The organism is Chryseobacterium oranimense (genome assembly GCF_900129755.1).
Taxonomy (GTDB): Bacteria; Bacteroidota; Bacteroidia; order Flavobacteriales; family Weeksellaceae; genus Chryseobacterium; species Chryseobacterium oranimense.
Map to the genome: position 1 here is coordinate 1164593 of NZ_FQWT01000001.1, position 14376 is coordinate 1178968.

11 protein-coding genes are annotated in these 14376 nt (G+C 38.8%); 6 read left to right on the forward strand and 5 right to left on the reverse strand.

What is annotated here, in order from left to right; translation table 11 throughout:
• The first annotated feature begins 167 nt into the window (after positions 1 to 167).
• The 4 genes from ppk1 (at position 168) to BUB03_RS21805 (ending at position 4184) form a co-directional block, all read left to right on the forward strand.
• Positions 168 to 2240, forward strand: a complete 2073-nt coding sequence (gene ppk1 / locus BUB03_RS05380) for a polyphosphate kinase 1 (protein WP_040997824.1) — start codon at positions 168 to 170, stop codon at positions 2238 to 2240.
• Positions 2237 to 3121 (forward strand): Ppx/GppA phosphatase family protein, encoded by an 885-nt coding sequence (locus BUB03_RS05385; RefSeq protein WP_073060870.1) that lies wholly within the window; start codon positions 2237 to 2239, stop codon positions 3119 to 3121. Before ppk1 ends, BUB03_RS05385 begins: the two co-directional genes overlap by 4 nt.
• A 257-nt stretch (positions 3122 to 3378) precedes the next feature.
• Positions 3379 to 4032, forward strand: a complete 654-nt coding sequence (locus BUB03_RS05390; RefSeq protein WP_073060873.1) for an NAD-dependent epimerase/dehydratase family protein — start codon at positions 3379 to 3381, stop codon at positions 4030 to 4032.
• Positions 4029 to 4184, forward strand: a complete 156-nt coding sequence (locus tag BUB03_RS21805; RefSeq protein ID WP_175547481.1) for a hypothetical protein — start codon at positions 4029 to 4031, stop codon at positions 4182 to 4184. Before BUB03_RS05390 ends, BUB03_RS21805 begins: the two co-directional genes overlap by 4 nt.
• A 242-nt stretch (positions 4185 to 4426) precedes the next feature.
• On the opposite strand, the gene BUB03_RS05395 is transcribed toward BUB03_RS21805, so the two are convergent.
• The 4 genes from BUB03_RS05395 to BUB03_RS05410 form a co-directional block, all read right to left on the reverse strand.
• On the reverse strand, positions 4427 to 6004 hold the full coding sequence (locus tag BUB03_RS05395; protein ID WP_073060876.1) for a flotillin family protein: 1578 nt from the start codon (positions 6002 to 6004) through the stop codon (positions 4427 to 4429).
• A 30-nt stretch (positions 6005 to 6034) separates the two neighbouring features.
• Positions 6035 to 6601, reverse strand: a complete 567-nt coding sequence (locus tag BUB03_RS05400; RefSeq protein WP_040997830.1) for an NfeD family protein — start codon at positions 6599 to 6601, stop codon at positions 6035 to 6037.
• Positions 6602 to 6776: 175 nt separating this feature from the next.
• Positions 6777 to 7025, reverse strand: coding sequence for a NifU family protein (locus tag BUB03_RS05405; RefSeq protein ID WP_002977212.1), 249 nt, complete (start codon positions 7023 to 7025; stop codon positions 6777 to 6779).
• A gap of 47 nt (positions 7026 to 7072) precedes the next feature.
• Positions 7073 to 8182, reverse strand: coding sequence for an Mrp/NBP35 family ATP-binding protein (locus BUB03_RS05410; protein ID WP_040997833.1), 1110 nt, complete (start codon positions 8180 to 8182; stop codon positions 7073 to 7075).
• 156 nt (positions 8183 to 8338) lie between these two features.
• Here BUB03_RS05410 and BUB03_RS05415 point away from each other — a divergent pair, with 156 nt between their 5' ends.
• On the forward strand, positions 8339 to 8794 hold the full coding sequence (locus BUB03_RS05415) for a hypothetical protein (protein ID WP_073060879.1): 456 nt from the start codon (positions 8339 to 8341) through the stop codon (positions 8792 to 8794).
• A 290-nt stretch (positions 8795 to 9084) separates the two neighbouring features.
• On the opposite strand, the gene BUB03_RS05420 is transcribed toward BUB03_RS05415, so the two are convergent.
• Positions 9085 to 11427, reverse strand: a complete 2343-nt coding sequence (locus BUB03_RS05420) for a TonB-dependent receptor domain-containing protein (RefSeq protein WP_073060882.1) — start codon at positions 11425 to 11427, stop codon at positions 9085 to 9087.
• Positions 11428 to 11529: 102 nt separating this feature from the next.
• On the opposite strand from BUB03_RS05420, the gene BUB03_RS05425 reads away from it, so the two are divergent.
• Entirely contained in the window at positions 11530 to 14331 is a 2802-nt protein-coding gene (locus tag BUB03_RS05425; protein ID WP_073060885.1) for a GH92 family glycosyl hydrolase, read from the forward strand.
• The last annotated feature ends 45 nt before the right edge of the window (positions 14332 to 14376 follow it).

Below are 14376 nucleotides of genomic sequence, written 5' to 3' on the forward strand. Positions count from 1 at the left end.
AGAGTCAAGAATAATCAGAGGAAATAAGACTTGCCAGATTATGTTAAATTGCAGTATTCAGGACAGTTTGAACATGAGGAATTTTAAAAAATTAATTAAAGTTTAACCTTGGAAATGTGAATTAAACTTCACGAATTGCTATTTTTGATAAAATATACACATTTAAAATGTCAGTACACTTCAATCCGCGAGATATTACATGGCTTGCTTTCAATGAAAGGGTTTTACAGGAAGCTATGGATGAAAATGTCCCTTTACACTTAAGAATACGTTTCCTGGGAATCTTTTCCAACAATTTAGATGAATTTTTCAGGGTACGGGTAGCCGGATTAAAGCGTGCAATGGATTTTAAAGAAAAAGTAATTGCGGAATCTTTCTACCAGCCGCCTTCCAAAATTCTTCAGCGGATCAATGAAATTGTGATCAGGCAACAGCAGAATTTTGATAAGACATGGAAGCACATTCAGGCTGAAATGGCCGATCTCAAAGTATCGATTAAGACCTCTAAGAACCTGACAGCCAAACAAAAGGAATTTGTAAGGCAATATTTTGATGAAGTGGTGGAATCCAATGTTATCCCCATCCTGCTTCATGAAAACACGCCAATGCCGTATATGAGGGATAAAAGTCTTTATCTTGGGGTGGCTATGAGGAAAAAAGACTGGCAGTATTCCAGTAATTATGCGATTATTGAAATTCCGTCACGTTTTGTAGGAAGATTTGTCCTGTTACCTACGGAAGATCCTGAAGAGAAGAATGTCATGCTGCTTGAAGATGTCATCACCTTTAACCTTCCCCATATATTTTCTTATTTCGGCTATGATGAATTTTCTGCGAATTCTTTTAAGGTGACAAAAGATGCAGAGCTGGAACTTGATAATGACATCCGTACCAATTTTGCTGAAAAAATAGAAAAAGGGCTCAAGAACAGAAGAAAAGGGAAGCCTACCCGTTTTGCTTTTGATAAAGATATGGATAAGGCCCTGCTGGAACTTCTGATCAGGAAATTGAACTTAACAAAAAAAGACAGCATTATTCCAGGGGGAAAAATTCATAATTTCAAACACTTCATGGATTTCCCGGATGTTTTTGAAGCCTACGAAAGACCTGTGGAAAGAACTTCTTTCACCCATCAGGCTTTTGAAAACGGTGAAAGGGTAACTGATGTTATCTTAAAGGAAGATGTTCTTCTTACTTTCCCTTACCACAAGTATAACCCGGTTATTGACCTTCTGCGTGAAGCAGCAATGGATCCTGATGTAAAATCCATACAGATCACCGCCTACCGTCTTGCCAGCAGCTCAAAGATCAGTAATGCCCTGATTTATGCGGCGAGAAACGGTAAAGAAGTGACGGTAATGCTGGAGCTTCAGGCCAGATTCGATGAAGAATCCAACCTGCAGTGGAAAGAAATGTTTGAACCTGAGGGAATCACAGTCCTTATAGGCCTTCCCAATAAAAAGGTACATGCCAAGCTATGTGTGATCAAGAAAAGATCACATAATAAAACCATTCAGTATGGTTTTGTAAGTACCGGAAATTTTAACGAAAAAACAGCAAAGATCTATGGAGATCATTTGCTGATGACCGCAGACCGTGGCATTATGGCAGATATTAATAAAGTATTTAATGTCCTTAAAAAGCCGAAAGATGATTTCCTTCCGGTCCTGAAAACCTGCAAAAATCTAATGATCTGCCCGCAGTTTATGCGTGAAAAAATCGTACATCATATTGACAGGGAAATTGAAGAAGCGAAAGCAGGAAGAAAGGCTGAAATTATTGTTAAAGTTAATTCCATGAGCGACAGGGCTCTTATCGAAAAACTCTATGAAGCTGCCAAAGCCGGAGTGGTTACAAAAGCCATCGTAAGAGGGATCTACTGTGCTGTGAATCAAAAAGAATTCAAGGAAAAAATAAAAGCGATAAGCATTGTTGATGAATACCTGGAACATGCAAGGGTAATGTATTTCTACAATAAAGGAGCAGAAGACCTATATATTTCCTCCGCAGACTGGATGACGCGTAACCTGGACTACAGAATTGAAGCTGCGGCAAAGATTACGGATAAGGAACTTAAGAAGGAATTGAAAGATATTCTCGACATTCAGTTGAGAGATAACGTAAAAGCTCGTATTTTAGACAAAAAATTGAGCAACGAGTATGTAAGGAATGATAAAAAGGAATGCCGTTCTCAAATAGAAACCTACAAGTATTTAAAAGCTAAAACAAGCAAAAAATGAAGATCGCAGCGATAGATATAGGAAGCAACGCCGCCAGACTTCTGATCAATGAAGTAAAGATCAGCAACAGAAAACCTGAATTTATAAAACTTAATCTTTTAAGAATTCCTTTGAGGCTGGGGATGGATGTATTCACCATGGGAATGATCGGGGAAGAAAGAGAAAAAATGGTCATTGACTCTATGAGGATTTTCAGCGATCTTATGAAGATCTATAAAGTAGAGCATTACCGTGCCTGTGCCACCAGTGCGATGCGTGATGCCTCCAACGGAAACGAAATCATCAGGCAGGTTCAGGAAACTTCGGGAATCAATATAGAAATTATTTCCGGAGACGAAGAAGCCACTCTTATTTATGAAAACCATGTTGCAGAAGGACTCGACAAAGAGTTTGCCTATCTGTACATTGATGTGGGAGGAGGTTCCACAGAGCTTACTTTTTACGAAAACGGAAAAATGGTTTATGAAAAATCCTTCAATATCGGAACAATCAGACTTCTAAATAATCTGGTATCTGCAGATAACTGGCAGGAAATGAAGGAAGAAATTAAAAAAAATATCGTCAGTAAAAAACCTATTGTGGCTATTGGCTCCGGAGGAAATATCAATAAAGTTTTCTCAATGAGCAAAACAAAAGACGGAAAACCTATGACACTTTCCCATCTTAAAAAGGTATATAAAGAATTTAACGAACTTTCTGTAGAGGAAAGAATGAGCAAACATAACCTCAGGGAAGACCGGGCGGATGTTCTGGTACATGCTTTGAGAATCTTTAACAATGTCATGTCCTGGTCAGATATCAACAGGATATTTGTTCCTAAAATTTCCGTGGCTGACGGATTGATCCATAATATTTACAGTCAGCTGCATGAAAAAAAGTAAATTTCTCACACTATATTAGAAACCGGCCAGAATCTGGCCGGTTTTTATTTTATATAACGTCATTGCGAGCAAAGCGAAGCAATCTCAATTAAACATTAAGAAACATTTAGAATTATTAAGGGATTACTTCGCTTCGCTCGTAATGACAGAAGCGGTGGATCCCTACTCCAAAACAAAAATGTTAAAATCTAAAATTTTTGCAGTAAATTTAAAGTAAAGCGAAAAGTGGTACGTCTCACATAATATTAACAGAAAAAATGAACCCAATCAAAATAATTCTTACAGGAGCAACCGGTATGGTAGGTGAAGGTATTTTAATGGAATGCCTTGAAAATCCTAATATCTCTGAAATTCTAAGTGTAAGCAGAAAACCTTCCGGGAAAACACATGCCAAGCTCAGGGAATATCTGATTCCTGATTTCTTATCCATAGATCTGAATGATGAAAATCTTAAAGGTTATGACGCCTGTTTTTTCTGTGCCGGAATCAGCAGTGTGGGGATGAATGAGGAAGATTATACAAAGATTACCTATGATACTACAATTCACTTTGCCAAAGCCGTTCTGAACCAAAACCCAGACATGGTTTTCAATTATGTTTCCGGAGCATCTACAGACAGCACAGAAAGTGGAAAGATGATGTGGGCAAGGGTAAAAGGAAGAACAGAAAACACTTTGAAAAAAATGGGCTTCAGGAATGCATTCAATTTCCGCCCAGGATTCATGAAACCCGTTGAGGGTCAAACCAATGTAAAATGGTTCTTTAAACCATTTATTTGGATTTTTCCTATTTTGTTACCATCAAAATCGTTAACTTTACATGAAGTGGGCAGAGCTATGATCAACGCTGTGCATAAAGGATATCCTACCTCTACTTTAGAAATTAGGGACATTAAAAATTTAGCAATATGAGAGACATGTTAAAAAGAATAGTTCTTGTGGTTTTTATACTTCTTGTTCTGATGGCTGTTTCAGGCTATTTTTATATGCAGAAACACCCAATGGAAGGGAAATCTTCCGCAGACAAAACACTGAATATCTCAGGAAACCAGATCAGTAAGTGAAAATACTTAAAAAGGCAAAACTACAAAACTGCTGATTTGCTTTACTGCTGAGCATATGTTATCATTTGCCTGATATAATTTACCTTCATCACTTCTCCGAATCTTATTTCTACTCACAATTTAATTTTGCTTTTTGGCATTTTGTCTAATCCTGTAATTAAAGAGTTCAGGACTATGAATTATAAAAAGACTCGGGCGGAAAGCTTTGCTTTCCGCCCGAGTCTTTTTATAATATCTTAATATTAAGCTTTCGGAGCCTCAGTTTCCGGTTTTTCCGGAGTCATGTCATCAAAATTCTTCTTTTCTTTCTTCTCCGGAACCGTGATGATCTCTTTTTTAACCTCATCCGGCTTACCTTTTAAATAATCCGGTAAATTAAGACCTGCCATATTAAACAGATCATTCAGCGGCGGAACTGTTTTCATCATTCCGGAAACAAAATTAGCGGTAGAACTATTTCCATCCTGCCCGTTTCCACTGTCCCAAACCGTCACTTTGTCGATCTTAATATTTTTAACAGCTTCAACCTGCGTTTTAACCAATTCAGGAAGCTTTTCAATTAACAGTAACTGGAAGGCACTGTTGGTATCGCCGCCAGCGGCCTGTACCACTTTATCGTAACCTTCAGCCTGCTTGGTCAGAATTTCATAAAGCCCTTTTGCTTCAGCTTCCATTTTCGCGAAAATAGCATCTGCCTCTCCTTTGGCTTGTAATCTTAGTTTTTCAGCTTCTGCCTGGGCATCAATGATCGCTTTTTGTTTGGCAATTTCTGCGTGTACTACAACGTTGGCCTGTTGCGTAGCACGTTCTCTTTCAGCCCTTGCTGCTTCTGCTTTCTGCTCGGCCAGATAAGATTCTTCCAAAGACCTTGCAGCCTGTACTTTTTCCGCAGCCGTTGCAATTCTTAATGCTTCTGCTTCTTTTTCCCTTCTTTCGGCATCGGAATTGGCAATGGTAATTTTGGCTTCGTTTTCTCCTTTTACGGCGATGGAATTGGCCAATGAAGTCGCAATTCTGGACTCTTTTTCAGCTTCTGCCTTACCAATCGACTCATCTTTTAACGCTGCAGCAATGCTTACTTCTTTATCTTTTCTCGTAATTGCAATCTTTACGTCCCTGTCTCTTTGTGTTTCTGCAATCTGGGTATCTTTTTCCCTGTCTGCAATCGCTTTTCCGGTTTCCCCGATCTTGGTCTGCTCTGCAACGCTGATGATCGCTTCATTGATCGCTTTTGCAGCCGCTTCTTTACCCAAAGCTTCAATATATCCGGATTCGTCCCTGATATCGGTAACGTTAACGTTGATCAGCTTTAAACCGATTTTCTTTAATTCAGTATCTACGTTTTTAGAAATATTATCTAAAAATTTATCCCGGTCTGAGTTGATCTCTTCAATCGTCATGGTGGCTATAACCAAACGCAGCTGTCCGAAAAGAATATCTTTGGAAAGCTCCTGGATCTGTTCCTGTGACAATCCCAATAATCTTTCAGCAGCATTTCCCATAGAATCAGGTTCCGTAGAAATGGCAATGGTAAATCTACACGGCACATCTACCCGGATATTCTGCCTGGATAAGGCATTGGTAAGATTGGCTTCAATAGAGATAGGTTTAAGGTCGAGATAAGCATAATCCTGAATTACAGGCCATACAAATGCACCACCACCGTGAATACATTTTGCAGAGCTGCCTCCGGTTTTGCCGTAAATAACCAAAATTTTATCCGACGGACATCTCTTATACCTCGAAATAAGGGCTAAAAATGTGACGAATAATACAAGTACAATGACTAATGTAAGAATAAGAGTTCCTGGTATTGCCATAAATAGTTTTTATAAAATGGTTGATAATGATTAAATTTTTGAAACGACAAGGATTTTGTCATAGATGTAAGTTACCCTTACCGAATCTCCGGAAGGAATATTTTCTTTTTCTTCTGTCATCGCAGGGAGTTCATGACTCGTTCCGTTTACGGAAATCGTGATTTTCCCCTTGCCGCTCATATTGGCAGGAATAGTAAGATAAACTTCTCCTGCTCTTCCGATGAGGTTTTCCTGTTTAAATGTATTGTCTTCGGTAAGTTTAAGAATCTGCATAATAAGGATAAAGAACAGAAATATAAATCCGGCACCTATAAGCACAGCCACAAAGATCAGCAGTAATTTGTTTCCTATTGAGCCATAAAACGCTACCCCGCTCCATCCGAATCCCAAGAGGAAATTAATGAGATTTCTGAAAGAAAATAACTGAAATGGGCTGTCAGCATGGCTGTCTCCGCTAAAATCAGCATGTGTTACATCTCCGTGACTGCCTCCGGCAAAAGTAAGAACCGTTTGAATTAAGAAAATAAAGCTGGCTGCTATAGCTGTATACCAGAAGCCCTGATGAAGCGGTTCCAGGTTTTGTAAAAATTCAAACATAAGATGCGTTTTTCACAAATATAATGAAAAAAAACCAACAGAACTAACAAAAAACACTATAAAACAGAGTGTTAATTTATCAAACAGCAGATTGAAATAATGAAATAATGATCTGTTTAAACAAAAAAAAGACAGGCTGAAAAACCTGTCTTTAAAAAATATTTCGTGTAATTTTTTACTCTACATTGATTACTTTTTCAATCTCCGGAGCATGTTGCTTGATTGTATTTTCAACGCCCAGTTTCAGGGTTGAAAAATTCAGCGAACACCCGGAACAGTTCCCCAGAAGTTTTACAAAAACCTGGTTATCCTTCACGTCAATAAGCTCAATATCGCCTCCATCCTTGTTCAGGAACGGCCTGATGCTTTCCAGAGCTTCCATTACTCTCGTTACTGTATCTTCGTGTGTTATATTTGTTTCCATATTTTTCATCGTTCAATTCGGTTCTTTTCAAACTTAATTGAAAATAATTATTTTTTAGCTTTCGGCGAGCATCCTGCCATAGTCGAAATCTTTACCGCTTCTGTAGGCGGAAGGTTTTTGTTTCTTTCTACAAGGCTTTCTACCATATTTCTTGCCGTTTCTGTGTAGATTTCTGCAATTTTAGAGCCTTCCTGAAGCGCTGCAGGTCTTCCGACATCTCCGGCTTCTCTTATACTCTGAATCAACGGAATCTCTCCCAGCACCGGAATCCCCAGATCCTCAGCAAGATACTGAGCGCCCTGCTGTCCAAAGATATAGTATTTGTTATCAGGAAGTTCTGCCGGTGTAAAATACGCCATATTTTCGATTAATCCAAGAACAGGAATATTAATGCTTTCCATCTGGAACATAGCGATCCCTTTTCTTACGTCTGCCAACGCTACATGCTGAGGTGTACTTACAATCACAGCACCTGTTACCGGAACTTCCTGGATAATAGACAAATGGATATCTCCGGTTCCCGGAGGAAGATCGATCAACAAGAAATCAAGTTCTCCCCATGCTGCATCTCTGATCATCTGATTTAAAGCTTTTGAAGCCATAGGACCTCTCCACACCACAGCCTGATTAGCTCCTGAGAAATATCCTATAGAAAGCATTTTTACCCCATAGTTTTCTATAGGCTTCATCATACTCTTCCCGTTAACTTCTACAGAGAGAGGTTTTTCACCTTCTGTATCAAACATTGTAGGAACAGATGGCCCGTAGATATCGGCATCAAGTAATCCTACTTTGAAGCCCATTTTAGCCAAAGTAACTGCCATATTCGCAGCCACAGTAGATTTTCCCACCCCTCCTTTTCCGGAAGCAATAGCAATAATATTCTGAATTCCCGGAATCTGCTTGCCTTTGATCTGGCTTTGCTGAATCTCGCTAGGCTCCGGAGAAACAATTTTAAGTTTTAGCTGGATCTCTTCACCAAACTCACTGGCAAAAGCCTGTTTCATGGCAGCTTCCAGTTTTTTCTTTTCGTGCATGGCTGGTGAATGAGCTGTCATGTCAATATAAACATCATTGCCCATAATCTGAAAATTACTCACCAAATCATCTACTTCTATCTCTTTAAGGAAATCTTGAACCTTTTCTTTCGTCAACATATAAATATAAATTGTTCACAAATTTACGGATTTTTTCGATAATTTAGAATCAATAAAATCTATAACCTGATGTGATAAATAAGATGATAAAAATACACCCTCCCATTTCTTATCTCCCTCCTTATCATATCGTTTCACTTTTATAAAACAGAATCTATGAACGCAACTAACTATCCCTCTAAATATGCATCTCCCAAAGGTATTTTCACTCTTGGCAGAACCAGGTTCAAATGGTATAATCTGGCAGAAGATCCGGCTGTAATTTCTCCTCAGGATATTATTAATGCCAAGACGTGTATTGAAAATGCTGATGAAAATTTCCAGGACAAAGATGACCTTGGATTTGTTATCATGCACAGATGCGGCGAAAATTATCTGTTGCTGATCTGTACCTGGAGAAGCGAAAACGAGTTATGGGAAAGCGTTTATTATAACGATTCCGGAACATTTGAGGTCTGGGACCGAAAAAACATCCACATTCCCACCTACTGCGTCTGGGAAATGGGAATTGTTTATCATGAATCCAAAGCGTGGAAAAAATTTCTGGGAACAGACCGTACAGATGTCCATCAGCAAAACTATTTGAATGATTTTTTCGAAGGAGAAGTGTAGGGTTTTGAGATTAAAAGATTAAAAAATTGAAAGATTTAAATAGCTGACTATTCAATAGGAACGGGCTTTAGCCCGTTTTATGGATATTAAACATCCGCCTGGGCTTCAGCCAAAACATAAATTCGTCATTTTTAAGCCTTATTATTTGTGTCCATCTGTGAAATCTGTGGGCAATAAAAACTTAAGCACCAAGCTTTTAAACACTTTAGTTTTTGAGTTTAAATGTAATTGGATAAAAAGAGCACTTTTGTTTATAAGTTCTCATTTAAAATAATTCCTCCCTATCTTTTTTAATTTGCCCTGCTTTTCTCATCAAATCTCACATTACGGTCCGTTCCTTTTACTTTTTTGTTTCCAAAAGTATAGGTTGCAGATAAGGTAAGCCTTCTTGCATCATAATAATTATTGTAATAATGAGTTCCGGTCGTATAATAGATCTCTCCCCTGCTCCTCGACTGTTTGAAAATATCGGAAACAAACAAATTCATCTGAAGACTTTTTTCCATAAGGTTCAGCTTAAGTCCTGATGTAAAATTTCCGGCAAAATCCATATACACATTCCCGGAATTGGATGGTAAGCGGAACCAGTAATTGAAAATAAGCTGTACTGTTTTACTTTTATTGAGTGACAAGTTGTTCTGGAAATTAAAATCATAACTGCTTCCTTTTCTGGATGCGGCATCGGTAGAAAAGACTTTTGTTTCCATATAGGACAGATCCGCAGCATAATTGGCTTCCCAGAATTTAAAGAAAGTATCTGAATAATTGATGGTAACTCCCATACTGTTCTGGTTATAAAAATTCTCAAATGTGCTGATACGGTTCTCCCCCTGAAGGTTCACCAGCTGGTCAAATGCTTCTACTGTTCTCTGGAAATAGGCTGAAGTAGATAATTTTCCTTTGTAAACATGGGACAATTCAAAATTATGATTAATAGAAGGTTTTAACAGAGGATTTCCCGTAAAATATGAGTTAACATTGATGTACCAGCGATAAGGGTTAATCGCCCGGAATCCTGGTCTGTTGATCCTTTTTGAATAATTTAAGCTGAATGTATTATTCTCATTGCTTTTATAGGTTATATAAGCCGTTGGAAAGAATTTTCCGTAGGAATTTTCTGTCTGCTGACCTGAGGTTACAGAGTTCCCGTTCACTGTAGAATATTCATAGCGGATGCCTGCTTTTGCCGACCATTTTTCATTGAAATCTTTCTCGAAGCTCAGATAGGCAGCGTAATTCTTTTCGTTATATTCAAATACGTTGCTTTTTACAGGATCTGTGACAAAGTTTCCACCGGTAAAATTCTGATAAGAAATATCTGAATTGTTATCAAAATTGGTAAACTTTATTCCCGTTTCCGTCTTCGCAAACTGAAAAGGTAATGTAAGATCCGCCTGCCCTGAATAAATTTTATAATTAACTGTAGAAGGTGTTCTTACTATAAAACTGTCGCCGGAACTTTCTGTTGTGGTAAAATCGATAAGGCTCTTCGGAATATTGGAAAAATAATTTCCGGTGATGCTTAGTTTATTGTCTCTTTTCCCGAATTTAAGATCATAATAGGCACTTACCGTTTGCTGTTGGTTCCTGGCCCGGTGTTCCGCATAGGTAGACAGTGTATTGGTATAATTTCCATTCTGAAAATAATCTGAAGTATTCGTAATATCCATATTGGAATGCCCCACTCCATACTCATAAATAAATCCAACATTCGATTTAGGATTAAGTTGATAATCTACACTTAAGCCTCCTCCCAGCCCGTTTCCGAAATCTCTTCTGTCGTCAGAGCTTTTAAGTCCGTCGGTTCCTTCGATGGTATAATTTTCATAAGAATGTTTTTCACTTTTATTTTGCCTCAGCTTCAGGGATGCCCGCAGTTTTTCATTCTGGTAATTGATCGTGGCGCTATTGGAGGTTCCTGTATAAGTCTGCTGCTGAAGTCCGGTAGTAAGGCTCCCGCTCCAGCCCAGGTTCTGGTTTTTCTTTAAAACAATATTGATCAGGCCGCTGTTTCCCTGAGCTTCATATTTTGCCGGCGGTGTGGTAATCACTTCAATTTTTTCAATATTCTCGGATCTTAAATTTTTAAGATAAGCTACCAGCTCATTTCCCGAAAGGCTCAGCATTCTTTCATTGATCATCACGGCAACTCCGTTTTTCCCGGCAATAGAAATTCCTGAGTTATCGTCTACTTTAAGCAGTGGTGTGGTTGCCAGAGCTTCGGCTCCATCCATTCCCTGTGAAGCAACAGAATTGGATACATTGAAGACCAGTCTGTCAGCTTTTCTTTCAATCAGCTTTTTTCTGGCGGTAATCGTAACTCCTTCAATCTGTTTTTCCTGTTTTCTCTCAACAAAAAAATCCTGCTTCATATCGCCATTTACCGTAATATCTGATGCGGATATTTCTGCTCCGTCCTGTATTAATCTGATATGATAAGTTCCGTTTTCAGGAAGTTTAAGTGTATAGTTTCCCTTTTCATCCGAAATGGCAGACTGCCTCTTCTGATCTTTAGCAGCTATGATTTCTATATATGGACCTGAATTCCCTGATTGTGTAATTTTTCCTGTTATACGCTGTGAAAAGGCAAGCAACGGCATCAGCATAACCACCGAAAGTAGTATTTTCTTCATTTATTTTGTAGTAATAGTTTTTAATAAGACAGTCCTTATCATTTTTTTGTTACATAGTATTCTGTAGTTTTTTCAATATATTCGTTGGTATAAATTGATGTTATGAAAAACAGACTGGCCATTTTCTCATTATTCATTGCCCAGATGATCTATTCTCAGAATGAAGCCCAATATGTGAATCCTTTCATAGGTACGGGAGGCCATGGCCACACGTTTCCGGGAGCTATTGTCCCTTTCGGAATGGTGCAGCTTTCACCGGACACCAGGATAGACGGCAGCTGGGATGGCTGCAGCGGATACCATTATTCGGATAATGTGATCTATGGTTTTTCCCACACTCATTTAAACGGTACCGGAGTTTCGGATTACGGTGATATTATGCTGATGCCTACAATGGGAAATGTGAGCCTGAACAGCAAAGATTATTCGTCTAAATTTTCGCACAAAAATGAGAAGGCATCTGCCGGATTTTATTCCGTTAAATTGGACAAAAATAATATTGATGTCCGTCTTACCACCACAAAAAGAGTGGGTTATCACGAATATACTTTTAACAATTCCGGCAAAGCGAATATCATTCTGAATCTCAACCACAGGGATAAACTGCTGGAAGGTGAAGTAAAGATCATTGATGATAAAACCATTGAGGTTTTCAGGAGAAGCGAAGCCTGGGCAGCCAATCAATATATCTACGCCAGAATTGAGTTTTCAAAACCGATGAAAATTTCAAAAAAAGATGTTAACGGAAAGCAGGAGGATAAGCTTTTTACAGGTACAAAACTGGCTCTGGCTTTCTCATCTGATGTTAAGAAAGGAGAAAAGATCAGTGTAAAAGTAGCTATTTCCCCAACAGGCTATGAAGGAACGGAAAAAAATATGCTTGCAGAAGGAAAATCAGGTGATTTTGAATCTGTAAGAAAACAGGCTGAATCCGAATGGAACAAGGAACTCTCAAAAATTCAGGTTAAATCTGATGATAAGGATAAGCTTTCTGTTTTTTACACGGCTTTATACCATGTATTCACCCAGCCGAACATCAATATGGATGTTGACGGGAGATACAGAGGCAGGGATAATAAGCTTTATACAACAAACGGATTCGATTATTATTCTGTATTCTCACTTTGGGATACGTTCAGAGCTGCTCACCCGCTGATGACGCTGATCGACAGAAAAAGAACCGCTGATTTCATCAACACCTTCATCAAGCAATACGAACAGGGTGGAAAACTTCCGGTCTGGGAACTTGCATCCAACGAAACAGAATGTATGATCGGTTACCACTCCGTTTCTGTAATTGCGGATGCTATGGCCAAAGGAATCAAAGGATTTGATTATGAAAAGGCATTTGAAGCTTCAAAAAATTCTGCCATGCTGGATGTTTTCGGTTTAAATGCATACAAGCAGAATCATTACATCAGCATGGATGATGAGCCTGAAAGTGTTTCCAAAACAGTGGAATATGCTTATGATGACTGGTGTATTGCACAAATGGCCAAGATTTTGGGCAAGAAAGAAGATTATCAGTATTTCATGAAACGCTCACAGAATTGGAAAAACCTTTATAATCCAATCACAGGCTTTATCCAACCCAGGAAAAACGGAAACTGGTATGAACCTTTTGACCCAAGGGAGGTAAATAATAATTATACGGAAGGTAATTCGTGGCATTATTCCTATTCCGCACAGCAGGACATTCCCGGATTGATCGCAGCGCATGGTGGAAAGGAAAAGTTTGAACAGTTTATTGATGCTATTTTTACGGCACCGGATAAAACCACAGGCCGTGAGCAGGCAGATATTACAGGTTTAATGGGACAGTATGCACAAGGTAATGAGCCGAGCCATCACATCGCTTATCTGTACAATTATGTAGGAAAACCGGAAAAAACAGATGCCAAGATCAAATATATCCTCGACAATTTCTATAAAAATACGCCGGACGGTCTTATTGGAAATGAAGACTGCGGCCAGATGAGTGCATGGTATATTTTAAGTTCGCTGGGAATTTACTCAGTTACTCCAGGGCTTCCGGAATGGCAGACGACAATTCCTTATTTTGATGAAGTTAAAATTCACCTGGAAGACGGCACTACAAGACTGATTACAAAGAATACCGGCAGAGCTGAACTTCAGAAATTAGGCTTTGAAAACATCAAACCTGTGAAGGATTATAAATATCCGCAACTGACTGCTGCACCGGTGATTGCTTCCGACAGGATTTTCGATTTCTCGGCAAAAGTTCAGATCACCCCATTAAATCCGGATGATAAAGTATATTATATGACCTTAAGTGACAGTGATGCTAATGTAAGAAAAACTTTCACTGCCTATAAAGGACCATTCACCATCAGTAAAACGACACAGGTTCACGCTTATTCGGAAAGAAACGGTGAGAAAAGTTCGGTAACAGTAGCCAATTTCAGCAGAAGACCTAATTACTGGGACATCACCGTCCATTCAAAAGTAAATCCACAATATACCGCGGGTGGAAAACTGGCACTTATCGACGGAATCAATGGTGATGTGAATTGGAGAAAAGGAGACTGGCAGGGTTATCAGGGTCAGGATTTTGAAGCCGTTATTGACCTGAAATCACCACAGCAGATCACAAAACTGTCATCCACCTATCTTCAGGACAGCAAAGCATGGATTCTAATGCCTAAAAAAGTGGAATATTATGCATCCATGAACGGTAAAGATTTTATTCTTCTCAAAAGCATCGACAATACGATTGATGCTAAAGATGAAAAAGTGCAGATCAAAGATTTCGGAGCAGAAATTCTACCTACTGAAGCCCGTTATATCAAAGTAAAAGCTTATTATTTCGGGAAACTTCCGGAATGGCACCAGGGTGCTGGCGGTGAAGCGCATATTTTTGTGGATGAAATTTCTGTGAAATAGTTCCACGGCTAAATGCTATGAAATACCCCCCTTGAAAATATCAAA

What these genes read in the sequence shown, in the direction of transcription:
- ppk1 (WP_040997824.1), top strand. Translation starts at nt 168, where the DNA reads ATGTCAGTACACTTCAATCCGCGAGATATTACATGGCTTGCTTTCAAT.
- BUB03_RS05415 (WP_073060879.1), top strand. Translation starts at nt 8,339, where the DNA reads ATGAACGCAACTAACTATCCCTCTAAATATGCATCTCCCAAAGGTATT.
- BUB03_RS05420 (WP_073060882.1), bottom strand. Translation starts at nt 11,427, where the DNA reads ATGAAGAAAATACTACTTTCGGTGGTTATGCTGATGCCGTTGCTTGCC.
- BUB03_RS21805 (WP_175547481.1), top strand. Translation starts at nt 4,029, where the DNA reads ATGAGAGACATGTTAAAAAGAATAGTTCTTGTGGTTTTTATACTTCTT.
- BUB03_RS05425 (WP_073060885.1), top strand. Translation starts at nt 11,530, where the DNA reads ATGAAAAACAGACTGGCCATTTTCTCATTATTCATTGCCCAGATGATC.
- BUB03_RS05410 (WP_040997833.1), bottom strand. Translation starts at nt 8,182, where the DNA reads ATGTTGACGAAAGAAAAGGTTCAAGATTTCCTTAAAGAGATAGAAGTA.
- BUB03_RS05400 (WP_040997830.1), bottom strand. Translation starts at nt 6,601, where the DNA reads ATGTTTGAATTTTTACAAAACCTGGAACCGCTTCATCAGGGCTTCTGG.
- BUB03_RS05390 (WP_073060873.1), top strand. Translation starts at nt 3,379, where the DNA reads ATGAACCCAATCAAAATAATTCTTACAGGAGCAACCGGTATGGTAGGT.
- BUB03_RS05385 (WP_073060870.1), top strand. Translation starts at nt 2,237, where the DNA reads ATGAAGATCGCAGCGATAGATATAGGAAGCAACGCCGCCAGACTTCTG.
- BUB03_RS05405 (WP_002977212.1), bottom strand. Translation starts at nt 7,025, where the DNA reads ATGGAAACAAATATAACACACGAAGATACAGTAACGAGAGTAATGGAA.
- BUB03_RS05395 (WP_073060876.1), bottom strand. Translation starts at nt 6,004, where the DNA reads ATGGCAATACCAGGAACTCTTATTCTTACATTAGTCATTGTACTTGTA.